Source organism: Prescottella soli (assembly GCF_040024445.1).
Taxonomy (GTDB): domain Bacteria; phylum Actinomycetota; class Actinomycetes; order Mycobacteriales; family Mycobacteriaceae; genus Prescottella; species Prescottella soli.
On sequence record NZ_CP157276.1, the window covers coordinates 451,542 to 474,186 of the forward strand.

A 22,645-nucleotide genomic window follows, 5' to 3' on the forward strand; every position below is an offset into this window, starting at 1 on the left:
GATGGTGCGCATGAGTGGGCCTTTGCTGCTGTTGGACGGTGCGAGTCTGTGGTTCCGGGCGTTCTATGCGCTCCCCGAGTCGATGACCGCGCCCGACGGGCGCCCGGTCAACGCGGTGCGCGGGTTCACCGACATGGTGGCCGCGCTGATCACCCGCACCCAGCCGTCGCGGCTCGCGGTGTGCCTCGACCTGGACTGGCGCCCCCAGTTCCGGGTGGACGCCGTGCCCTCGTACAAGGCCCACCGGGTGGCCGAGGAGTCCGACGGATCGGCCGAGGAGGTGCCCGACACCCTCACGCCGCAGGTCGACATGATCATGGACGTCCTCGCAGCGGCCGGCATCGCGACCGCAGGCGCCGAGGGATTCGAGGCCGACGACGTGCTCGGAACACTTGCCGCACAGGAGAAGACGGACCCGGTCGTGGTGGTCAGCGGCGACCGCGACCTGCTGCAGGTCGTGACCGACAAGCCCGTTCCGGTGCGCGTGCTGTACGTGGGTCGGGGCCTGGCCAAGGCCGAGTTGTTCGGCCCCGCCGAGGTCGCCGAGAAATACGGTGTCCCCGCGGATCGCGCGGGCGAGGCGTACGCCGAGCTCGCTCTGCTGCGCGGTGATTCGTCCGACGGCCTACCCGGCGTCAAGGGCGTCGGCGAGAAGACCGCGTCGACGCTGCTGCTGCGACACGGCTCGCTCGAGGGGCTGCGCGCCGCGGCGCTCGACCCGGCCAGCGATGTCGCGAAGGGGGTCCGGGCGAAACTCGCCGCGGCCGACGACTACATCGACGCGGCCCTGCCTGTCGTGCGGGTCGTGACCGACTCGAAGGTGCAACTGTCCCGCGCCGATACCCTGCCCACCGCCCCGGCCGACCCCGAGCGACTCGCCGGCATCGCGGCGAACCTCGGTGTCGAGCGTTCGGTTGCCCGCCTGCTGGCCGCGATGGCAACCGAACGCCCGTGAACGCCTCGGCGACAGCCTAGTTCGGGCGGCTGACCTCGTAGGTGCCCTCGTCGTCGGTGAACGTCACGGTCACCTTCTTGGGGGTGCCGTCGACGGTCAGCGAGCACTCGAACGACGCGCCCTTCTCGACCTTCTGCCCGGACGGGCAGCTGACGCCGGTGACCGCGCGAGCACCGTACGACTCGGTGACGATCTGCTCGACGCCCTTCTGCGCGGCACCCTGGTCGAGCGTCTTGCTGCCGAACGATCCCACCGCGAACAGGATTCCGCCGACGACCACGACAGCGGCGACGAGGATCCCCACCCACATCAGGACCTTCTTGTTGTCAGCGGACGGCGCCGACGCGGGGGGCACGGGTGCACCCCACTGGTTCTGCTGCGGGGCACCGTACTGCTGGGTGGGGTACCCCTGCTGCGGATACCCACCGGCCTGGGGGTATCCGCCCTGGGGCGTTCCCCCCCACTGCGGCTGTCCCGGGGCGGGTGCACCCCACTGCGGCGCCGAACCCGGCTGCGGCGCACCGGCGGGCTGGGCGTTCCACGCCTGCTGAGCGGGCTGGGCCTGCTGGCCCGGCGCCTGCTGTCCCCACTGTTGCGCCGCACCACCCCACTGCGCGGCGGGCGCGGACTGGGGCGCTGCCGGCGCACCGGGGTACGGCTGGCCGTACTGGTTGTACTGGCCGGGCATCTGCCCCTGCTCCGGCGCCGGGTACCCGGCGTTCGCGTACGGGTTGGCCCCGTACGGATTCGGGTCGTGCGATTCCGGTGCCGCCTGTGCGGTCGGCACCGTCGGCATCGCCTGCGTTTCCGGCTGTGCTGCCGGCGCAGCCGGATTGTCGGACTGTTCCGGCGACGGAGCCCACGCCTGGTTGGCGTCGTTGGGTCCCTGCGGAGCGTTCATGAACACTGCCTCCTCGACTGGTGCGCTCTGGTCCCGCCCGCCAAGCCGTCTGTCAGGCCCACGACCAGTCCCCTCCCTTGTCAGATATCACCGCCACATTACGCATTCGCCCGCCCTCGTCGGTACCCGACGGTCGGGACGACCGTCAGGTCGCAGCTACCGCGACCACGCCGCGTCGGATCGCCCCGACCGCCCGGGCGGCAGCCTTCGCGACACTCGGATCCGACGACGTCGAATGCACCTGGTCCAGCAGATCGATCACCTGGCGGCACCACCGCACGAAGTCGCCGGCCGACAGTTCCTTGCCGCCGGAACCCGCCGCGAGCAGCGCATCCACCAGCGATTCCTCACTGGCCCACTGGTACACCGCGGTCACGAAGCCCGGATCCGGCTCGCGAGTGAGCGGCAGCTTGTGGCGGATCTCGTCGGACCGCAACTCGCCCCACACCCGGGCCGTGTCCGCGAGTGCTCGGCGGATCGGCACCGTCGGGCCCCGGTCGGGAGCGTCGGCGTCCTGCCGCGATTCGTACACGACCGACGAGACGACGGCCGCGAGTTCCGCCGGCGACAGACCGCTCCACACCCCACGACGCAGGCACTCCGCGACGAGAAGGTCGCTCTCGCAGTAGATCCGGCCGAGTCGCTGACCATCCTCGGTGGCCTTCGGGTTCTCGCCGGTGGCGATGAACCCGCGCTCGGTGAGCAGCGCGACGATCCGGTCGAACGTCCGCGCCAGCGAGTTGGTGGTGGCAGCCACCTTCTGCCGCATGGATTCCGTCTCCCGAGCGAGCCTGTTGTATCGCTCGCCGATGCGGCTCAGCTGCTCACGGTCCGGCTGCGAATGGCACGGGTGCGCGCGCAACGCCTTGCGGAGCTCGACAACCTCGGGGTCCTCCCGACCGCCCTTGTCGCGCTTGAGCCTCCGCGGCGGGGTGATGCCGGTACTGCGCAGAGCCGACGCCAGGTCCCGCCGCACCCGCGCCGTACGGTGATCGACGTGCCGGGGCAGCCGCATGCGTCCCAGCGACCGTGCGGGCACCGGGAAGTCCGCGGCGCTGACCCGGCCCGCCCATTTCTCCTCCGTGAGCACCAGCGGCCGCGGATCTCCGCGATCCAGGTCGGTCTCCAGCACCACCGCGAGACCCGACCGCTTCCCCACCGGGATAGCGATGACGTCGCCACGGCGCAGCGAGTTCAGGGACTCCACCGCCGCACCTCGCCGGTCGGTCCGCTTCTGCCGCTCGAGCTGGCGCTCCCGGCTGCGCAGCCGTTCCCGGATGTGCACGTACTCGAAGTACTCGCCGTCGACGCCGCCCAGACGGTCCCGCAGTTCCGCGAGGGCCGCCTCGTTGCGTTCGATCCCTCGCGTGAGCCCGACGACCGACCGATCCGCCTGGAACTGCGCGAAGGAGCGCTCGAGCAGCGCCCGCGACTCCGCCGACCCCATTCGGTCGATGAGGTTGATCGACATGTTGTATCCGGGCCGGAACGAGCTGCGCAGCGGGAACGTGCGCGTGGACGCGAGTCCCGCGACGTCGGTCGGCTCGACGCCCGGCTGCCACAGCACGACCGCGTGCCCCTCGACGTCGATGCCGCGACGGCCGGCCCGGCCGGTCAGCTGCGTGTACTCGCCGGGAGTGAGCTCCGCATGGGTGTCACCGTTGTACTTGACGAGCCGCTCGAGCACGACCGAGCGGGCGGGCATGTTGATGCCCAGCGCCAGGGTCTCGGTCGCGAACACGGCCCGGACGAGGCCGTTGACGAACAGTTCCTCGACGGTCTCCCGGAACGCCGGCAACATCCCGGCGTGATGCGCTGCGAATCCCCGCTCGAGCGCTTCGCGCCACCCCCAGTAGCCGAGGACCTCGAGGTCCGCACGCGGCAGGTCCCGCGTGTGCCTGTCGACGATCTCGCGGATCTGCGCGGTCTGTTCCGGCGTCGTCAACCGCAGCCGGGACCGAACACACTGCGCGAGAGCCGCCTCACAGCCCGCGCGACTGAAGATGAACGTGATCGCGGGCAGCAACCCCTCCTCGTCGAGGCGGGCGATCACCTCCGGCCGCGGCAGCGGACGGTGGTCGCTCGAACGACCGCGCCCGCGCGGCTCCCACGAGTTCATGCGATCGAGCGCGAGGCGCTGCTTCACATGGCGCACGAGATCCGGGTCGACGACCATCTCGCGTCCACCGGTCGGCGTCGCCTTGGCGTCGAACAGATCGAACAGCCGGCGACCGACCATGATGTGCTGCCACAGCGGGATCGGGCGGGTCTCGTCCACCACGATCGTCGTGTCGCCGCGCACCGTCTCCATCCACGCACCGAACTCCTCGGCGTTGCTGACGGTCGCCGACAGGCTCACCAGTCGCACGTCGCCCGGCAGGTGGAGGATGACTTCCTCCCACACGGCGCCGCGGAAGCGGTCGGCGAGGAAGTGCACCTCGTCCATCACGACGTGGGAGAGCCCGCGCAGCGTCGGTGACTCCGCGTAGATCATGTTGCGGAGCACCTCGGTCGTCATGACCACGATCGGCGCGTCGGAGTTGATGCTGGTGTCGCCGGTCAGGAGGCCGACGGCATCCTTGCCGTGACGCTCGCTCAACTCGGCGAACTTCTGGTTGCTCAGCGCCTTGATCGGCGTCGTGTAGAAGCACTTGCGTCCCGCGTCGAGGGCCAGGTGCACGGCGAACTCACCGACGACGGTCTTGCCGGCGCCGGTCGGCGCGCAGACGAGCACGCCGTGACCGGCCTCGAGTGCCGCGCACGCCTCGATCTGGAACGGATCGAGCGGAAAGCTCAGTTGCTCCGAGAACGCATCGAGTTGAGTTCGTGACCTCACAACGTGTCCGAGTAGTCCTGCGCGGAAGTCGCCTTCGGTGCCGCGGACGGCTGCACCGGCGACACGTTGTCGATCGACGTGGGTGCCGTGATGGAGGAGGCCTCCTCGTCCGACAGCGCAGCGAGGTCCTCGGCCTCACGCCGTGCCTTGCGCCCGTCGTGCACGCGGGAGATCTGGATCGACAGCTCCAGCAGCACGGTGAGCGCGGCCGCCAGGGCGATCATCGTGAACGGGTCCTGGCCCGGGGTCGCGACGGCCGCGAAGACGAACAGCGAGAAGATCAGGCCACGACGCCACGCCTTGAGCTTCGCGTACGAGACCACACCCACGAAGTTGAGCGCGACGATCAGCAGCGGAATCTCGAAGCTGACGCCGAAGATGATCAGAACGTTGATCACGAAGCCGAAGTACTGCGAACCGCTGAGCGCGGTGACCTGGACGTTGTCGCCGATGGACAGCAGGAAGTGCAGGGCCTGTGCCACGACGAGGTAGGCGAGGACCGCGCCCGTGACGAACAGGGCCGACGCCGCGACGACGAAGCTGACCGCGTACTTGCGTTCCTTGGCGTACAGGCCCGGAGTGATGAACCGCCACAGCTGATACAGCCAGACGGGGCACGCGAGAACGATGCCGGCGGTCATTGCGACCTTCAGACGCAGCATGAACTGTTCGAACGGACCCGTCGCGAGCAGTCGACACATGTCGTCGGGACTACCGGCTGGGCTGAAGTCCGCGCGACTCGACGCCGGCAGGGAACAATACGGCCCGGTCAAGACATTGCCGAGACTCTCGATCCCGAAGATCGACGTCGAGTACCAGACGAAACCGATCAGCGTCGTGACCACGATCGCGCCGACGGCGATGAGCAGACGCGTGCGCAGCTCGTAGAGATGGTCGACGAGCGACATCGTGCCGTCTGGATTTGTCCTGCGCCTGCTCCGACGCGGGTCGAACGGAATTCGCACTATGGGCCCTAGCCTTGGTCAGCAGTGATCCGGGGCGATCGACTCACCCCGGATGCTCGTGAAACGTGAACTAGGCCGACTTCGGCTCGGTGCGGGGCTGCTGCGGGGTCTCCACGACCGTGGCATCGAGCGGCGCGGACGGCAGCTGGGCGGACGGAGCCGGGTCGGACGCAGGGCTCGCGGACGTGTTGCCGTCGTTCTGCATCTCCTTGACCTCACTCTTGAAGATCCGCAGGGACCTGCCGAGGCCACGAGCCGCTTCCGGCAGCTTCTTGGAACCGAACAGGATGACGACCACCAGCGCCACGATGGCCCAGTGCCACAGGCTGAAGCCTCCGGTCATTACTACCTCCAAATTTGCAGACGCCAACGATGCTACCGGACGTGAGTGCGTCGGTCTTGGTGCAAACGTCCTGTTCACCGTGACTTAACAACCAACCGGAGCGGTTTGCGCACCTACCGATGATCCGGTTCACGCAACCGCTATCCGAAATTACTCTTCTCGCCGTCTCCGCGGGGCCCGTTCGGCCGGATCGAGACGGCAATTCGGACACACGTGACCGGCGACGAACGGTGCCGGATCTCACGCCCCGAGGGCGTCGTATGCGTCGAGCGCCGCCCGGGCGCGATCGCGAACCGCGTCGACGAGTTCCACCGGCCCGAGCACGCGGGCGGCCGACCCGAAACCGAGTACGAGACGGGCCATCCACTCCAGCGACCCGTAGCGCATCGTCACCTCGATCGAGCCGTCCGGCAGCGTCCGCACCAGGTCCATCGGATAGTTGTCGAGAATCCAGCCGTGGGAGCCCGAGATCTGCAGGTCCGCGAGCGGCAACCCGGCGTCGGCGCTGAACAACTCGAGATGCTCCTCGGTCCCCAACGCCTGCGCGGGCGGCGCCGACACCTCGTTCAGCTCCTCGGCCGCGTCGATCCGGTCGAACCGGAAGAGCCGCACCCCCTCCGCCTGCCGGCACCACGCCTGCAGGTAGGTGTGATCGTCGACCAGCAGCGACCGGATCGGATCGACCACGCGCTCGGAGACGGCGTCACGCGACGCCGAGTAGTACGTCAGGTGCAGCGCGTGATCGTGCTGCAGTGCAGACCGGACGGTCGCCGCGACGGGATTCTCGGGTGTCGCCGCGGACGCGCCGTCCTCGTCCGACCTGCCGCCGCTCATCGCGCGGGCGGCGGTTCCGGCCGCCGATTCGATCTTCGCGATCGCGCCCTGCGCCGCGGTCGGATCGACCATTCCCGGCATTTCGGCCAGCGAGCGCAGCGCCACCAGGAGCACCGTCGCCTCCGTCGACGTCAGACGCAGGGGCCTGTCCATTCCCGCCGAGAAGATCACCGACACGGTGTCCTCGTCGAAGGACAGATCGATCAGATCGCCCGGGCCGTACCCCGGGAGCCCGCACACCCACAGCTGGTCCAGGTCCTTCATCAGATTCGGAACCGTGACACCCAGCTCTCGTGCCGCCTGCTCCTTGCTGATGCCCGGGTTCGCCATGAAGTACGGCACCATGTTCAGCAGCCGGGCCAGCCGGGACAGTCGGACGCTCATCGCTCTGCCTCCACGCTCTCCGTCGCGGCCGCGTCCACGGCGGCAGCGAAACGCAGCTTCTCCTTGACCATCGACCGCAGGGATTCCGGCTCCAGCACGAGGGCGTCGACGCCGTGGCCGGCGATCAGCCGGGCGGTCCAGTCCCACGACCGGACCGGGATCTCGAGCACCGCCCCGGGCCGCGACCCCAGTTCGCGCGTGCCCCGGACGGTTCCGAGCCGACGCAGCTCGGTCGCGCCCCCCTCGGCCACCCACACCACCGCGACGCCCGTCACGGACCCGGCACCGGTCACCGCGTCGACGACGGCCCGCAGATCCACGTCCACGGGCTTGCGGACCACGTTGGCGGGTCCGATCGCCTGCACCGGATCACCGATCCGCGACAGCCGGAACGTGCGGGTCGCGTCTCGATCGACGTCGTGCCCGACGAGATACCACCGTCCACGCAGCGTCACGACACCCCACGGTTCGACGGTCCGGGTGACGAACGCCTCGGTGGGGGCGCCCCGATGCTGGAACGTCACCACGCGGCCCGCGTCGATCGCCTCGAGCAGCTGCCGCATCGCGGATTCCGATCCGCGGGTGCGCGCGGGGATGGCCGGCACCGGGACGGCGTCGAGTTCCCCATCGACCTGCACCCCGGCGGCGCGCAGCTTCATCAGCGCGCTCTGGGACGCCGACAACAGTTCCGGCGATCCCCACAGGCGCACCGCGACTGCGACTGCCGCCGCCTCCGCGGCGTCCAGGTCGACATCGGGCAACTCGTAGGCGTCGCGATTGATCCGGTATCCCTCCACACCGGAGAACCGGCTCGCCTGTCCGGTCTCCAGGGGGATGCCGAGGTCTCGCAGCTCGTTCTTGTCCCGCTCGAACATTCGGCTGAACGCTTCGTGACTCGCGGAGTCGTCGTAGCCGGCCACGCTCTCGCGGATCTTCTCCGCGGTGAGGAACTGTCGGGTCGAGAGCAGACAGATGACAAGGTTCATCAACCGCTCGACTTTGGATATCGCCACGTCGCCGAGCCTAGTGGCAACGGACCAGACCGAGCGGTAGCAAAACGGACGAACTGCCCGGTGGAACCCGCCCGATACGGTCACATGGACGCGATGAGCCGCTCCACGCGCTCGTCCACCGAACGGAACGGGTCCTTGCACAGCACGGTCCGCTGCGCCTGATCGTTCAGCTTGAGGTGCACCCAGTCCACCGTGAAATCGCGGCCGGCGTCCTGCGCGGCGGCGATGAAGTCGCCGCGCAGCTTGGCTCGCGTGGTCTGCGGGGGCGTCTCCACGGCCGCCTCGATGGTCTCGTCCTCGGTGACCCGCTTCGCCAGCCCCTTGCGCTGCAACAGGTCGAAGACACCGCGGCCACGCTTGATGTCGTGGTACGCGAGATCGAGCTGCGCGATCTTGGGATCGGAGAGTTCCATCCCGTACTTGTCCTGGTAGCGCTGGAACAGCTTGCGCTTGATCACCCAGTCGATCTCGGTGTCGACCTTCGCGAAATCCTGGTTCTCGACCGCGTCGAGTGTCCGGCCCCACAGGTCGACGACCTGATCGACCTGCGGATCGCGCTCGCGCGTCCGCAGATGGTCGACGGCCCGGGAGTAGTACTCGCGCTGGATATCGAGCGCGCTCGCCTGCCGCCCGCCGGCCAGCCGGACGGGACGGCGGCCCGTGAGATCGTGGCTCACCTCGCGGATGGCGCGGATCGGGTTGTCGAGCGCGAAGTCCCGGAACGGCACCCCGGCCTCGATCATCTCGAGCACCAACGCGGCCGTTCCGACCTTGAGCATCGTGGTCGTCTCGGACATGTTGGAGTCACCGACGATCACGTGGAGCCGGCGATACTTCTCGGCATCGGCATGCGGCTCGTCGCGGGTGTTGATGATCGGACGCGACCGCGTGGTCGCCGACGACACGCCTTCCCAGATGTGCTCGGCCCGCTGCGACAGGCAGAAGGTTGCGGCCTTGGGCGTCTGCAAGATCTTGCCGGCGCCGCAGATCAACTGCCGCGTCACCAGGAAGGGCAGCAGCACGTCCGAGATCCGGGAGAACTCCCCTGCCCGCACGACGAGAAAGTTCTCGTGGCAGCCGTACGAATTGCCGGCCGAATCGGTGTTGTTCTTGAACAGATAGATGTCGCCGCCGATGCCCTCCTCGGCGAGCCGCTGCTCGGCATCGACCAGAAGCTCCTCGAGCACACGCTCGCCCGCGCGATCGTGATTGACGAGCTGCAGGAGGCTGTCGCACTCGGCGGTCGCATACTCCGGATGCGATCCGACGTCGAGGTACAGGCGCGCACCGTTGCGGAGGAACACGTTGGAACTGCGGCCCCACGAGACCACCCGCCGGAAGAGGTAACGGGCAACCTCGTCCGGACTCAGCCGTCGATGACCGTGAAAGGTGCAGGTGACACCGAACTCGGTCTCAATTCCCATGATTCGTCGCTGCACACTTCGACACTACAGCGCCGAACGCGATTGCCTTGCCGTTCAGGATCAGTCGCGCCGCCATAGGGTGGGAACGTGGCCGAAGTGAGATATTTCCCGGAACGTACCGACCGCGTTCTCATGCGTCTCAGCACCGACCTGCCACCGTCCCGACTCGACGGTGGACTGCGTGCCCTGAGCACCTCCGCGAGCCACAGCGTCCTGTGGCTGGGCATCGCGGCGGGTCTCGGACTCGCCGGGGGCCGGGCCCGTCGGGCGGCGGTTCGGGGGATCCTCTCGGTGGCCGGCGCGAGCGCACTCACCAACGCGGTCCTCAAGCCGCTGTTGCCGCGTCGCCGCCCGCCCGCGGGCACGCCGGAGTTCACGATCAGACGCGGACTCCCCGCGCCCGCATCGTCGTCGTTCCCGTCCGGGCATTCGGCCTCCGCGGCCGCGTTTGCAACCGGTGTGGCACTCGAATTCCCCGCTGTGGGGGCGGCGCTGGCCCCGCTGGCGGCCGCGGTCGCCTACTCGCGCGTACACACCGGCGTGCACTGGCCGTCCGACATCGCGGTGGGTATGGGCGTCGGCAGCGCTGTCGCGCTCGCCACCCGACGGTGGTGGCCGGTGCGCGACGAGGAACCCGCGACACTCGGCCCCGACCGGCGCACGCGAGCGCTTTCCGAGGGCGACGGCATGATCGTGTTCGTCAATCCGGGATCCGGTAACGACGACGACGGCATCCGGTCCGAAGTCGAGGAGGCCCTGCCGAAGGCCGAGGTCGTGGAGTTCGACCCCGACCGCGATTTCGACACCCAACTCGACGAGGTGATCACGGAACGGTCACCCGAGGCCGTCGGGGTGTGTGGCGGTGACGGAACCGTTGTCACCGTCGCGGCGGCCGCCGTCCGGCACGACCTGCCGCTCGCGGTCTTTCCGGGCGGGACGCTCAACCACTTCGCCCGTGACGCCGGCGTCGGCGACATCGCGTCCACCGCCGAGGCGATCGCAACGGGCAGCGCCGAACTGGTCGATCTGGGGCAGGTGGAGGTGGACGGCGGGCCGGCAACGACGTTCGTCAACACCGCCAGCCTCGGTGGTTACCCGGAGTCGGTGCGACTGCGCGAACGCTGGCAGCCCCGGCTCGGCAAATGGCCGGCCGCGGCGCTGGCCATGACCCGGGTCCTCGCCCGAACCCGACCGATGAACGTCCTTATCGACGGAACACGGCACTCGATCTGGATGGCGTTCGTGGGGAACGGCCGGTACTCCCCCGCCGACCAGGTGCCGATGTCCCGACCGGAGATTCACCGCGGCACGCTCGATGTGCGGTACATCCGCGCCGACCGACGGTTCTCCCGCACTCGACTCGTGGCCGCGGCGCTCACCGGGACGCTCGGGTCGTCGGCGACCTACGTGCAGCGCGCCACGGCGTCGCTGACCGTGGAGGTCGACGGGGAGGCCGTCGCGTTGGCGACCGACGGCGAGGTGGTCGCCGACGGCCGCAGGTTCGAGTTCCGCAGCGAGCCCCGGAGCGTGACCCTGTACCGCAGGCTCCCGGCCGACCGGCCCGGCTAGTCGGAGCTTCCGGCCTCGTCGGCCTCGCCGCTCGGCTCCTCGCCGGTCTTGCCCTGGTCGCTCTCGGGTGCCGGCGGCGCCGACACCGGCAGCATCGCTTCGAGCGCGGCACCGGTGATGCGGCGGAACGCCCGTCGGGGCCGGGACTGGTCGAGCACCGCGACCTCGAGCCCCGACACCCCGAGCGTGCGCCGCTCGGCGTCCCCGTTGCCGCCCGACGTCCCGTTCTGCAGGGCCTTCACCGCGACCGAGACCGCCTCGGCGAGTTCCATCCCGGCCCGGTAGGACTCGCGCAGTGCCGTCACGATCGGCTCGGTGGTACCGCCCATGACGACGAACTGCTGCTCGTCGACGATCGACCCGTCGTAGGTGATCCGGTACAGCTGCGCCTGCGGACCCGCCCCGTGCGGACCGACCTCGGCGACGCAGATCTCCACCTCGTACGGCTTGGGCTGTTCGGTGAAGATCGTGCCCAGAGTCTGCGCGTAGCCGTTCGCCAACGAGCGTCCGGTCACGTCCCGCCGGTCGTACGAATACCCACGCATGTCGGCGTGGACGATCCCGGCCCGGCGCAGGTTCTCGAACTCGTTGTACTTGCCGACCGCGGCGAAACCGAGTCGGTCGTACAGTTCGCTCACCTTGTGGAGCGCGGTCGACGGATTCTCCGCGACGAACAGCACACCGTCGGCGAAGGTGAGCACGATGACGCTGCGCCCGCGCGCGATTCCCTTGCGCGCCAGCTCCGAGCGATCGCGCATGATCTGCTCGGCGGAGGCGTAGTACGGCAGCGTCATCGCGGGGTGCGTCCTTCCTCGGTACGGCCGGCCACGACGGCGGCGGCCAGTTCGGCCGTGCGTTCCGTCGGCACGTACGCCGCGCCGGCGGAGGAGACCGTCACCGCGGTCGGGTAGATCGAGCGGACCATGTCCGGTCCACCGGTCGCGGAGTCGTCGTCGGCGGCGTCGTACAGTGCCTCGATCGCCATCCGCAGCGCCGAATCCTCGTCGCCGCCTTCCCGGTACAGCTTCTTGAGCGACGCCTTCGCGAACAGCGACCCGGATCCGACGGCGTGGTACCCGGCGCGCTCCTCGTACCGACCGCCCACGACGTCGTACGAGACGATTCGTCCGGCTTTCACCGGATCGGCCGCATCGAGATCGAAGCCGACCAGGAGCGGCACGACCGCCAAGCCCTGCATCGCGGCACCGAGATTGCCCCGCACCATCGACGACAGCCGGTTGGCCTTGCCGTCGAACGTCAACTGGACGCCCTCGATCTTCTCGTAATGCTCGAGTTCGACCGCGAACAGACGCACCAGTTCGATTGCCACACCGGCGGTGCCGGCGATGCCGGCTGCCGAGTAGTCGTCCGTGACGAACACCTTCTCGACGTCGCGGCTGGCGATCAGGTTCCCCATCGTGGCGCGACGGTCACCCGCGATCACGACGCCACCGGCGAAGGTGAGCGCGACGATCGTGGTGCCGTGCGGCGCGATGTCCGCCGTGCCACCGTCGGAGCCGGCGCGGCTCATGTCGATTCGATTCCCGGGCAACAGTTCCGGTGCATGGATGCGCAGGTGCTCGGAGAACGACGAGATGTTCGACCCGTAGGTGAACCCTGTGTTCATGCCGACGCCGTCAACCGACGGCACCCCTGCACGATCCGACCTCACTGCCCGCCCTTCTGAACGTAGGCACGAACGAAGTCTTCGGCGTTCTCCTCGAGCACGTCGTCGATCTCGTCGAGAAGATCGTCGGTGTCTTCCGCCAACTTCTCGCGACGTTCCTGCCCGGCCGCTCCCTCACCGATCGGGGCATCGTCGTCGTCGCCACCACCGGCGCGCTTGGTCTGCTCCTGGGCCATGGCCACCGACCTCCTTCTCACCGGGACTCGTCGACGCACGTCCGACGAGTCCTGCTCGGACCCTAACCCTACCGATCGACGGTGCCCATCGGGCTGCAAGCACGGGACGCGACTCGCCGGTGTGATCAGTTCGTAAGCTGATCCACCAGCTCAGCGGCCGTATCCACGGAGTCCAGAAGCTTGCCGACATGGGCGCGGCTACCGCGCAGAGGCTCGAGGGTCGGGATTCGCACGAGCGATTCACCACCCAGATCGAAGATCACCGAGTCCCAGCTCGCGGCCGCGATGTCCGCGCCGAACCGGCGCAGGCACTCACCGCGGAAGAAGGCGCGGGTGTCGGTCGGCGGGTTGTGCACCGCGTCGAGAACCTGCTGCTCGTCGACCAGTCGTTTCATCGATCCGCGCGCCACGAGGCGGTTGTAGAGGCCCTTCTCGAGCCGCACGTCGGAGTACTGCAGATCGATCATGTGCAGTCGCGGCGCTGACCACGACAATCCCTCGCGGTTCCGGAAGCCTTCGAGCAGACGCAGTTTCGCGGGCCAGTCGAGCAGGTGAGCGCACTCCATCGGGTCGCGCTCGAGCAGATCGAGCACCATCGCCCACTTGTCGATGATGTCCGCGACCCGCGGATCGTCGTTGCCCTCGCGATCGACGAACTTGGCCACTCGGTCCAGGTAGATCCGCTGCAGCGCGAGCCCGGTCAGTTCGCGGCCGTCGGCCAGCGCCACCGTCGCCCGCAGCGTCGGATCGTGGCTGATGTGGTGCACGGCGGTGACCGGGCGGGCGAGCTGCAGGTCGGTCAGATCGACACCGGCCTCGATGAGATCGAGCACCAGCGCGGTGGTGCCCACCTTCAGATACGTCGACATCTCGGCCAGATTCGCGTCGCCGATGATGACGTGCAGTCGGCGGTACTTGTCCGCGTCCGCGTGCGGCTCGTCGCGGGTGTTGATGATCCCTCGCTTGAGGGTCGTCTCCAGGCCGACCTCGACCTCGATGTAGTCGGCGCGCTGGGAGAGCTGGAAACCGGCTTCGTCGCCGGACTGCCCGATGCCGACCCGACCCGACCCGCAGATGACCTGCCGGGACGCGAAGAACGGCGACAGCCCCGTGATTACCGCCGAGAACGGCGTCTCGCGGGACATGAGGTAGTTCTCGTGCGTGCCGTACGAGGCGCCCTTGCCGTCGACGTTGTTCTTGTACAACTGCAGGCGGGGGGCACCGGGGACGCTGGACGCGTGCCGGGCCGCGGCCTCCATGACACGTTCGCCGGCCTTGTCCCAGATCACCGCGTCGAGCGGATCGGTCACCTCGGGCGCCGAGTACTCCGGGTGTGCGTGGTCGACGTACAGCCGGGCCCCGTTGGTGAGGATCATGTTGGCGGCGCCGACCTCGTCGGCGTCGATCACCGGCGCAGGCCCGCCCAGTCGGCCCAGGTCGAATCCGCGCGCGTCGCGCAGCGGCGACTCCACCTCGTAGTCCCACCGTGTCCGCCGGGCCCGGGGCACACCGGCGGCCGCCGCGTACGCGAGCACTGCCTGTGTCGAGGTCAGAATCGGGTTCGCCGAAGGCTCGTTGGGCGACGAGATGCCGTACTCGACCTCGATGCCGATGATCCGCTGCATGGCACGAGCCTAGATCGTTCCGGTCACGCGCACCCCGAGACCGCGTCGCGCGACGTCAGGTGGCGCGGCACTGGAGGTACGAGTCGGCGCCGAGCTGCCGCAGCACGAGAGCCACAGGGGCCGGCGCCCAGCGCGCCGCACGGTCGACCTCGAGACGCGGTTCGACGAGATGCACGACGTGGCCGCGCACCTCGACATCGCATTCCCCCGCCGCGAGAACGTTACGCACCCAGTCGCTGTCGGTGCCGTACGTCATCGCGAAGCGGTAGCCGTTTCCGATCCGAAACGCGTTGACCGGGGTGCGGTAGCGGCGTCCTGATCGTCGACCGCGGTGATCCACCACCGCGAACCCGGGCAGATGCCCGGCGATGCGGACGACCGCACGATTGAGTCCCGCGCGGTTGGCCCGGGCGAGTGAACGTGGAAGGGGCACGATGCCACCACCTCTCGTTCGTTTCAGCGTATCGCCTACCCGCCGCGCCACCGGGTCACAACGCACGACGCCTGACACCGAGGCTTGACCCTGACACAGTGACAACGATTCGAATGGTCGACGAAGGAGGTGGTTGTCCGTGAACACAACCAACCACGGTGGGCCGAATGCCCATCTCGTCGACGCTCTGGCCGCGACCGACCAGTCGCGTCGGCTGCGCGCCGCACTCTCGGTCGGCACGCACCCCGATCCCGGTCTCGCGGAGGCTCTCGTCGCTCGGTGTGCCGTCGAACCGGACTTCTTCGTCCGGGACATGCTCACCTGGGCGTTGTGCCGCTTGCCAGCCGAGATCACGGTGCCGCGGCTGATCCGCGAACTCGGGTCGAACCCCGCGCAGGCCCGTAGCCAGGCGCTGCACACTCTGTCCAAGATCGGTGACCGCCGTGCCTGGCCCGCGGTGTCGACGCTGCTGCACGACGCGCACGACGACGTCGCGCGCAGCGCCTGGCGGGCCGCCGTGGCACTGGTGCCACCCGGCGGCGAGGGCGGGCTGGCGGCCTCCCTCGCATCCGAGCTGGGCCGGGGCGACCGGGACCTGCAGCTCAGCCTGGGTCGTGCGTTCGTCGGGCTCGGGGACGCCGCATTCGCGGTGCTGGACGCCGCCGCGGCGAGTTCCGATCCGCACGTTCGCGCGCACGCGGAGGCCACCGAGCGGCTGTGCCGCGACCCCGACAGCGGATTCACCCTCTCGCTCGAGATGGCGAAGCGCGTCGCGGTCACCGGTCCGGACACGTAGAAGTGAGGAGATGAGATGTTGATCGGCGAGGTCTCGCGGCGTTCGGGGGTCAGCACGCGGATGCTGCGCCACTACGACTCGCTGGGGCTGGTGCAACCCACCGGCCGCACCTCGGGTGGCTACCGCGAGTACTCCGCCGACGACATCAGACGGCTCTTCCACGTCGAGAGCCTCAGGACCCTGGGGCTCTCGTTGAACGACGCGAAGCGGGCGCTCGACGAACCCGACTTCGCGCCGGCGGATCTGGTGGGAGAACTCATCCGGCACACGCGTGAGCGGATCGCCGCCGAGGAGGAACTGCTCGGAAAGCTCCGACACGTCGACGCCGCGGCCCCGCCGGAGTGGGAGGAGGTCCTACGCATCGTGACGCTGTTGCGCGCGCTCGAATCGGAGTCCGCGGCACGCCGTCAACAGGCGATCCTGTCCCAGGACGGGAGTGGGTCGATGCCCGTCGAAGCGCTGGCCGAGGCAGCGTTGTCGGAGGACGACCTCAACGTGGCCGGAGCGCTGCACTGGTCGCTGGCGAGAGCCGGCGGTCGGGGTCTCACCGATCTGGCCGTCGGTCTCGACTCCGAGGCGGTCGACGTCCGACGGCGCGCCACTGCCGCGATAGCGGCCGTGCACACCGCGGAGGCCACGGAACTTCTGAGGCGCTCTCTCGATGATCCGGACACGACGGTCCGCGGACGTGCGGCCCTCGCTCTCGGCTCTCGCGGAGGCGTCGACGCGATGCCCGTCCTCCTCGACATGGTCATCGAGGGGCGGCGCGATGTCGAGGCTGCGGAGGTGCTGGGGCTCTTGACGGCGACCGCCGCCTCGGCCGACGACGTCGTCGCGGTCTTGCAGGGTCAGCTCGACAACACGGACGACGCGCCCACACGGTTGCGGATCACGCAGGCGCTCGCGGAGATTCCCGGCCCGGCGGCGCGCAGGGCCCTCGCAGGACTGGCCCGCGACGGTGACCGCACCATCGCGGCGACTGCGGCAGCGATCATCGACAATCAGGACCGCGGACCGAGACAGCACCGACGGTAGCGATCACCGACCACGTCGAGGTACGTCGCCGTGGTCGATGCGACGATGACTCCATGGACGAAGTGGTCTCGGTCTACGACGAGCACGGCACCGTGATCGGTGCCGCACCACGCACCCGGGTCTACGCCGAGGGGCTCTGGCACGCCAGCGCCGGTGTGCTTCTGCGTTCACTCGACGGCACCCGCATCTACGTCCACCGGCGGGCACCGGACAAGGCCGTCTTCGCGAGCATGCACGACTGCCTCGCCGGGGGTGTCGTCGATCCCGGCGAGACGCCGGAAGTCACAGCGCGCCGCGAACTCGCCGAGGAACTCGGTGTCACCGGCGTCGAACTCACCCCGATCGCCCGGGTCTCCTGGGACGGGACGTGGGACGGGGCGCCACTACGCTGCCACCTGTACGCGTTCGAAGCGCGCTACGACGGCCCCGTCCACCACCAGGCCAGCGAGATAACCGACGGGTGGTGGTGGCCGGAACAGGATCTGCGGAATCACCTGCAGGACCCGGAGTGGCCGTTCGTACCGGACACCCGGGTCCTGCTGGAGAACTACTTCGACTGACCGGTCGTCACACGTAGTCAGAGGTACTGGCCCGTGTTGGATTCCGTGTCGATCGCGCGGCTCGCGCTCGCGTTCTTGCCGGTGACCAGCGTGCGGATGTAGACGATCCGTTCGCCCTTCTTGCCGGAGATCCGGGCCCAGTCGTCCGGATTGGTCGTGTTCGGCAGATCCTCGTTCTCGGAGAACTCGTCGACGATCGAATCGAACACGTGCTGGACGCGCAGGCCGGGCGAGCCCGTGTCGAGCACCGACTTGATGGCGTACTTCTTGGACCGGTCGACGATGTTCTGGATCATCGCGCCCGAGTTGAAGTCCTTGAAGTACAGGACCTCCTTGTCGCCGTTCGCATACGTGACCTCGAGGAAACGGTTGTCGTCGCTCTCGGCGTACATACGGTCGACGACCCGCTCGATCATCGCCTTCACGCACGCCGCACGATCGCCGCGGAACTCGGCGAGATCCTCCGCATGCAGCGGGAGATGCTCGGTGAGGTACTTCGAGAAGATGTCCTGCGCGGACTCGGCGTCCGGGCGTTCGATCTTGATCTTCACGTCGAGCCGGCCGGGACGCAGGATGGCCGGGTCGATCATGTCCTCACGGTTCGACGCACCGATCACGATGACGTTCTCGAGCCCCTCGACGCCGTCGATCTCGCTCAGCAGCTGCGGGACGACGGTGGTCTCGACGTCGGACGACACGCCCGATCCGCGGGTCCGGAAGATCGAGTCCATCTCGTCGAAGAACACGATCACCGGCGTGCCCTCGGACGCCTTCTCCCGCGCCCGCTGGAAGATCATCCGGATGTGACGCTCGGTCTCACCGACGAACTTGTTCAGCAGCTCGGGGCCCTTGATGTTGAGGAAGTAGGACTTGGCCTCCTTGCTGTCCTCGCCACGGGACTCCGCGATCTTCTTCGCGAGCGAGTTCGCAACCGCCTTCGCGATGAGCGTCTTGCCGCAGCCCGGGGGCCCGTACAGCAGGACTCCCTTCGGGGGCCGCAGCGCGTACTCGTGGAACAGATCCTTGTGCAGGAACGGCAGCTCGACCGCGTCCCGGATCTGCTCGATCTGCCGTCCGAGGCCGCCGATGTCGTTGTAGCCGACGTCGGGGACCTCCTCGAGGACCAGATCCTCGACCTCGGCCTTGGGGATGCGCTCGTACGCGTATCCGGCCTTGGTGTCGACCAGGAGGGAATCGCCGGGCCGCAATCTGCGCGACGGGGAGTCCGGATCCTTGATGCCGTCGTCGCCCGCGATCTCGGCGAGCGGCGCCGCGAGCCACACGACGCGTTCCTCGTCCGCGTGCCCGACGACCAGCGCACGCGCACCGTCGTCGAGAATCTCACGCAGAGCACAGATCTCGCCCACACGCTCGAAGGTCGTCGCTTCGACGATCGTGAGCGCCTCGTTGAGACGAACCGTCTGCCCCATGGACAACGATTCGGCATCGACGTTCGGCGAGCACGTCAAACGCATCTTCCGGCCGGACGTGAACACGTCGACGGTCTGGTCGTCGTGCACGCCGAGGAGAACGCCGTAGCCACTGGGGGGCTGCCCGAGCCGATCGACCTCCTCGCGCAGGGCGATGAGCTGCTGCCGGGCTTCCTTCAGGGTGTCCATCAATTTGCCGTTGCGGATGGTGAGTGAGTCCACCCGCGACTCGAGCTCACGCAGCTGTTCGGGCGATTCCGCGAGTTGCCTACGGAGTGCCGCTGTCTCCGCCCTCATTGCGTCGAGTTCGCGCGCCGCCGCAACCGGGTCCGGATTCTCTGTCGGGTTCATCTGCAGCTCCTCCCAGTCCGATCTATCAACGCTACCGGCACGACGGGCAAAGCGGGGTGCGACACGTGTTCGAACGGGTGCCGGTATCACTCTTCGGTCTCGAGACCGGCATCTCCACCCATGTTAGCCTAGCCTTCCTAGCGGCCGGTCATCTCCGATCGACCCCCAACGAAAGGCCTCACTGTGATCATCCGCAAGTCCCTCGTCGCCGCCGGTGTGCTGGTCGCCGCTCTCGGAATGACCGCCTGCAGCTCCGACGACTCGTCCGACAAGGCCGACACGACCTCGGCCGCGTCGTCCACGACGAGCGCGACGACCTCGACCGCTGCTGCCGCAGCAGCAGCGCCCTCGGCGGAGGTCCTCGAGAAGCAGCTGACGGTCTTCCTCGACCCGGCCGCCCCGGTCGCGGAGAAGACGACGGTGATCGAGAACGGCGCGCAGCGCACCGCCACGGTCGAGCAGTTCAACGGGGTTCTCGCCGGCTACCCGCTGACGGCGAAGGTCACCGAGGTGAAGAGCGAGAACGGCACCGTCACCGCCGTCACCCAGATCGCGGGCCCGCACGGCGGAGCGCCGGTCCCGGTCGCGTTCACTCAGGTGAACGGCCAATGGGTGATCTCCGACGCCTCGACCTGCGAGCTCTTCGGCATGGGCCGCGTGAGCTGCTCCTGACGGACCGCCCCGCCGCGGCGTCAGCCCTTGCTGGGGCGGCGCTGCGGCTTGGGGGTCACCGTGCCCTCGGCGAGTCGACGCGCGGTGACGAGGAACGCGGTGTGGCCCTGCATCCGGTGCTCGGGGCGCACCGCGAGGCCGACCACGTGCCAGCCGCGGACCATCGACTCCCAGGACCGGGGCTCGGTCCAGCATTCCTGTTCGCGCATCGCCTCGACGACCTTCGACAGCTGCGTCGTGGTGGCCACGTACACCACCAGCACGCCACCCGGGACGAGGGACTTCGCGACGGTCGGCAGGACGTCCCACGGCGCGAGCATGTCCAGCACGACGCGGTCCACCTTGCCGCCGGCCGCGTCCGCGTCGAACTCCGCCAGGTCGGCCACGGTGAGATCCCAGTTCTCGGGACGCTCCCCGAAGAAGGTCTCCACGTTCCGCACCGCGTGCTCGGCGTGATCCTCACGCACCTCGTACGAGATGACCCGTCCGGTCGGTCCGACGGCGCGCAGCAGCGAGCACGTCAGGGCCCCCGAACCGGCGCCGGCCTCGAGCACCCGCGCACCCGGGAACACGTCGCCCTCGTGCACGATCTGCGCCGCGTCCTTCGGGTAGATGACCTGGGCGCCACGCGGCATCGACAGCACGTAGTCGGTGAGCAGCGGGCGCAGCGCCAGGTACGGGGTCCCGTTCGTCGAGGTGACGACGCTGCCCTCGTCCGTTCCGATCAGCGCGTCGTGCAGGATCCCGCCGCGGTGCGTGTGGAACTCCTTGCCCGGCTCGAGAACCACGGTGTACTTGCGGCCCTTGGCATCGGTGAGTTGGACGCGGTCACCGACCTGAAACGGTCCGCTACGTCCCAGTCCGCCTGATGCCATCTCGAGCCAACTCCGTTCGTTCGTGGTGCCCGACACCGTGTCGGGCCCAGCGCATAGCCTGCCAGGTGTGAGCACGACAGTTCCGACGCCCCCTGCCTACGTCGATGCCGGCGGCAGTCGAACGCACGACCCGGCACCGCGACGCCGGCTCGCACTGTCGCCGTCTCGGGCGAGCGATTTCAAGCAGTGCCCACTGCTCTACCGGTTCCGCGCCCTCGACCGGATCCCGGAGACGCCGTCGAAGGCGCAGGTCAAGGGTTCCGTCGTGCACGCGGCGCTCGAGGCATTGTTCGTGCTGCCGGCCGCCGAGCGGGTGCCGGACCGGGCCCGCGCCCTCGTCGAGTCCGCGTGGGACCGGCTACTCACAGAGTCGCCGGAGCTCGCGGACCTGATTGCACCCGACGAGCGCGGACGCTTCCTCACCGAGGCACGTCGACTCGTCGCCGGCTACTACAAGCTCGAGGACCCCACGCGGTTCGAGCCCGAGGCGTGCGAGTTGCGGGTGGAGACCGAACTCGACGACGGCGTGCTTCTGCGCGGTTTCGTCGACCGCATCGACGTCTCCCCCACTGGGTTGGTGCGGGTGGTCGACTACAAGACCGGCCGGGCGCCGTGGGAGATGGGCGAGACCAAGGCCCTGTTCCAGATGAAGTTCTATGCGCTCGTCATACTCCGCACCCGCGGAGTGGTGCCCGCGCAACTGCAACTGCTGTACCTCGCGGACGCACAGGCGTTGACGTACCACCCGGACGAGTACGAACTGCGGAGGTTCGAACGGACGCTCTCGGCCATCTGGAAGGCGATCGTCGCGTCCGGCGACTCCGGCGACTTCCGCCCCAATCCGAGCCGCCTGTGTGACTGGTGCGACCATAAGACCCGTTGCCCGGCCTTCGGAGGAACACCGCCCCCGTATCCGGGCTGGCCGGACGTCTCCCCCGGGGCGAGTTCGGATTTCGAGGAGACGGTCGAGTGAGCGATCTGGCCTATTACATTCCACTCGGAGCCGCGTCGGACGGTGTCGAACGGTTCGAGTCGACCCCGCTGACCGCGAGCACGTGGGCCGACACGATGCAGCACGGCGCCCCGCCGTCGGCACTGCTGGTGCGCGCCCTCGAGCGCTGCGCCCATCGCCCGGACACCCGCCTGACCCGGGTCGTCGTCGAGATCCTGGGGCCCATCCCGATCAGCGAGATCGAGGTCCGCTCGTGGGTCGAACGCCCCGGCAAGCGTGTCGAGCTCGTCGTCGCCGAACTGTGGGCCACAGGTCCCGACGGCACGGCGCGCGCGGTTGCGCGCGGCACCGGATGGCGCATGGAGACCGTCGATACCACGGCCGTCGTACACACGGCCGACGCTCCCCTGCGCCCAGTGGCGGAGTCGCACGAGGTCGATCTGGGCGGACTGTTCTGGGGCACCGGATTCGTGAAGAGCTTGGAGTGGCGCTGGCTCGCCGAGATCGGCTGCGAGGGGCCCGGTCAGATGTGGGCGCGCCCGATTCCTGTTCTGGTGGAGGGCGAGTCGCTGACCCCGATCCAGCGGCTGTTCACGGTCGCTGACGTCTCCAACGGCGCCGGCGCCAAGATTCACCCCGAGGAGTGGACGTTCCTGAACACCGACCTGACGGTGCACCTGTTCCGTGTGCCCGAGGGCGAGTGGATCGGGTTGTCGTCGGAGACGTCGTACGGGCCGGACGGTGTCGGCATGTGTGCCGGCGTCCTCTACGACGAGACCGGCGCCGTCGGACGGATCAATCAGACCCTCCAGGTTCGCGCCCGCTAGGG

Annotated in this window: 22 protein-coding genes; 8 read left to right on the forward strand and 14 right to left on the reverse strand. The window is 68.8% G+C overall.

Annotated elements, in window-relative coordinates:
- The first annotated feature begins 10 nt into the window (after nt 1-10).
- Nucleotides 11-955 (forward strand): 5'-3' exonuclease, encoded by a 945-nt coding sequence (locus ABI214_RS02115; RefSeq protein WP_348605678.1) that lies wholly within the window; start codon nt 11-13, stop codon nt 953-955.
- Nucleotides 956-971: 16 nt separating this feature from the next.
- On the opposite strand, the gene ABI214_RS02120 is transcribed toward ABI214_RS02115, so the two are convergent.
- From ABI214_RS02120 to pafA, 7 genes are all read right to left on the reverse strand, one after another.
- Nucleotides 972-1,856: a DUF4333 domain-containing protein gene (locus ABI214_RS02120; RefSeq protein ID WP_348605680.1), complete on the reverse strand. Its 885-nt coding sequence runs from the start codon at nt 1,854-1,856 to the stop codon at nt 972-974.
- A gap of 145 nt (nt 1,857-2,001) precedes the next feature.
- Nucleotides 2,002-4,692: a DEAD/DEAH box helicase gene (locus ABI214_RS02125; RefSeq protein WP_348605681.1), complete on the reverse strand. Its 2,691-nt coding sequence runs from the start codon at nt 4,690-4,692 to the stop codon at nt 2,002-2,004.
- The gene (gene tatC, locus ABI214_RS02130; RefSeq protein WP_348605684.1) at nt 4,689-5,657 is read right to left on the reverse strand and encodes a twin-arginine translocase subunit TatC; all 969 of its coding nucleotides are present in this window, start codon (nt 5,655-5,657) and stop codon (nt 4,689-4,691) included. The genes ABI214_RS02125 and tatC overlap by 4 nt, the downstream gene beginning before the upstream one ends.
- 70 nt (nt 5,658-5,727) lie before the next feature.
- Nucleotides 5,728-6,000 carry a Sec-independent protein translocase subunit TatA gene (gene tatA / locus ABI214_RS02135; protein ID WP_348605686.1) on the reverse strand — a complete coding sequence of 91 codons (273 nt, stop codon included), beginning with the start codon at nt 5,998-6,000 and terminating at the stop codon, nt 5,728-5,730.
- Between the two features lie 240 nt (nt 6,001-6,240).
- Complete coding sequence (locus ABI214_RS02140) at nt 6,241-7,218, reverse strand: helix-turn-helix transcriptional regulator (RefSeq protein WP_348605688.1); 978 nt, start codon at nt 7,216-7,218, stop codon at nt 6,241-6,243.
- Nucleotides 7,215-8,231 carry a helix-turn-helix transcriptional regulator gene (locus tag ABI214_RS02145; protein ID WP_348605690.1) on the reverse strand — a complete coding sequence of 339 codons (1,017 nt, stop codon included), beginning with the start codon at nt 8,229-8,231 and terminating at the stop codon, nt 7,215-7,217. The genes ABI214_RS02140 and ABI214_RS02145 overlap by 4 nt, the downstream gene beginning before the upstream one ends.
- Before the next feature lie 80 nt (nt 8,232-8,311).
- On the reverse strand, nt 8,312-9,670 hold the full coding sequence (gene pafA / locus ABI214_RS02150; protein ID WP_206612394.1) for a Pup--protein ligase: 1,359 nt from the start codon (nt 9,668-9,670) through the stop codon (nt 8,312-8,314).
- 117 nt (nt 9,671-9,787) lie between these two features.
- On the opposite strand from pafA, the gene ABI214_RS02155 reads away from it, so the two are divergent.
- Complete coding sequence (locus ABI214_RS02155; protein ID WP_348611146.1) at nt 9,788-11,224, forward strand: bifunctional phosphatase PAP2/diacylglycerol kinase family protein; 1,437 nt, start codon at nt 9,788-9,790, stop codon at nt 11,222-11,224.
- On the opposite strand, the gene prcA is transcribed toward ABI214_RS02155, so the two are convergent.
- From prcA to ABI214_RS02180, 5 genes are all read right to left on the reverse strand, one after another.
- On the reverse strand, nt 11,221-12,018 hold the full coding sequence (gene prcA, locus ABI214_RS02160; RefSeq protein ID WP_348605693.1) for a proteasome subunit alpha: 798 nt from the start codon (nt 12,016-12,018) through the stop codon (nt 11,221-11,223). The genes ABI214_RS02155 and prcA overlap by 4 nt on opposite strands.
- A complete protein-coding gene (gene prcB / locus ABI214_RS02165; RefSeq protein ID WP_408586806.1) occupies nt 12,015-12,851 on the reverse strand; it encodes a proteasome subunit beta in 837 nt (278 codons plus the stop codon). The genes prcA and prcB overlap by 4 nt, the downstream gene beginning before the upstream one ends.
- Before the next feature lie 41 nt (nt 12,852-12,892).
- Entirely contained in the window at nt 12,893-13,087 is a 195-nt protein-coding gene (locus ABI214_RS02170; RefSeq protein ID WP_005513229.1) for a ubiquitin-like protein Pup, read from the reverse strand.
- A gap of 125 nt (nt 13,088-13,212) precedes the next feature.
- On the reverse strand, nt 13,213-14,712 hold the full coding sequence (gene dop / locus ABI214_RS02175; RefSeq protein WP_348605697.1) for a depupylase/deamidase Dop: 1,500 nt from the start codon (nt 14,710-14,712) through the stop codon (nt 13,213-13,215).
- A 55-nt stretch (nt 14,713-14,767) separates the two neighbouring features.
- Nucleotides 14,768-15,145 (reverse strand): nitroreductase family deazaflavin-dependent oxidoreductase, encoded by a 378-nt coding sequence (locus ABI214_RS02180; RefSeq protein ID WP_348605699.1) that lies wholly within the window; start codon nt 15,143-15,145, stop codon nt 14,768-14,770.
- A 139-nt stretch (nt 15,146-15,284) separates the two neighbouring features.
- Here ABI214_RS02180 and ABI214_RS02185 point away from each other — a divergent pair, with 139 nt between their 5' ends.
- Genes ABI214_RS02185 through ABI214_RS02195 form a run of 3 tightly spaced genes read left to right on the forward strand, consistent with a single transcriptional unit; the run spans nt 15,285 to nt 17,536 of the window.
- Nucleotides 15,285-15,941 (forward strand): HEAT repeat domain-containing protein, encoded by a 657-nt coding sequence (locus tag ABI214_RS02185; RefSeq protein ID WP_348605701.1) that lies wholly within the window; start codon nt 15,285-15,287, stop codon nt 15,939-15,941.
- A gap of 15 nt (nt 15,942-15,956) precedes the next feature.
- Nucleotides 15,957-16,976, forward strand: coding sequence for a MerR family transcriptional regulator (locus ABI214_RS02190; RefSeq protein WP_348605703.1), 1,020 nt, complete (start codon nt 15,957-15,959; stop codon nt 16,974-16,976).
- Between the two features lie 53 nt (nt 16,977-17,029).
- Complete coding sequence (locus tag ABI214_RS02195; RefSeq protein WP_348605705.1) at nt 17,030-17,536, forward strand: NUDIX domain-containing protein; 507 nt, start codon at nt 17,030-17,032, stop codon at nt 17,534-17,536.
- 17 nt (nt 17,537-17,553) lie between these two features.
- Here the strand turns inward: ABI214_RS02195 and arc are convergent, their stop codons facing one another.
- A complete protein-coding gene (gene arc, locus ABI214_RS02200; RefSeq protein WP_348605707.1) occupies nt 17,554-19,317 on the reverse strand; it encodes a proteasome ATPase in 1,764 nt (587 codons plus the stop codon).
- Between the two features lie 183 nt (nt 19,318-19,500).
- Between arc and ABI214_RS02205 the strand changes: the two genes are divergently transcribed.
- Nucleotides 19,501-19,989, forward strand: coding sequence for a nuclear transport factor 2 family protein (locus ABI214_RS02205; protein WP_348605709.1), 489 nt, complete (start codon nt 19,501-19,503; stop codon nt 19,987-19,989).
- Between the two features lie 20 nt (nt 19,990-20,009).
- Here the strand turns inward: ABI214_RS02205 and ABI214_RS02210 are convergent, their stop codons facing one another.
- Complete coding sequence (locus ABI214_RS02210; RefSeq protein WP_348605711.1) at nt 20,010-20,864, reverse strand: tRNA (adenine-N1)-methyltransferase; 855 nt, start codon at nt 20,862-20,864, stop codon at nt 20,010-20,012.
- Between the two features lie 154 nt (nt 20,865-21,018).
- Between ABI214_RS02210 and ABI214_RS02215 the strand changes: the two genes are divergently transcribed.
- Nucleotides 21,019-21,837, forward strand: coding sequence for a RecB family exonuclease (locus ABI214_RS02215; RefSeq protein ID WP_348611153.1), 819 nt, complete (start codon nt 21,019-21,021; stop codon nt 21,835-21,837).
- Complete coding sequence (locus ABI214_RS02220; RefSeq protein WP_348605714.1) at nt 21,834-22,643, forward strand: thioesterase family protein; 810 nt, start codon at nt 21,834-21,836, stop codon at nt 22,641-22,643. Before ABI214_RS02215 ends, ABI214_RS02220 begins: the two co-directional genes overlap by 4 nt.
- Nucleotides 22,644-22,645: the final 2 nt, after the last annotated feature.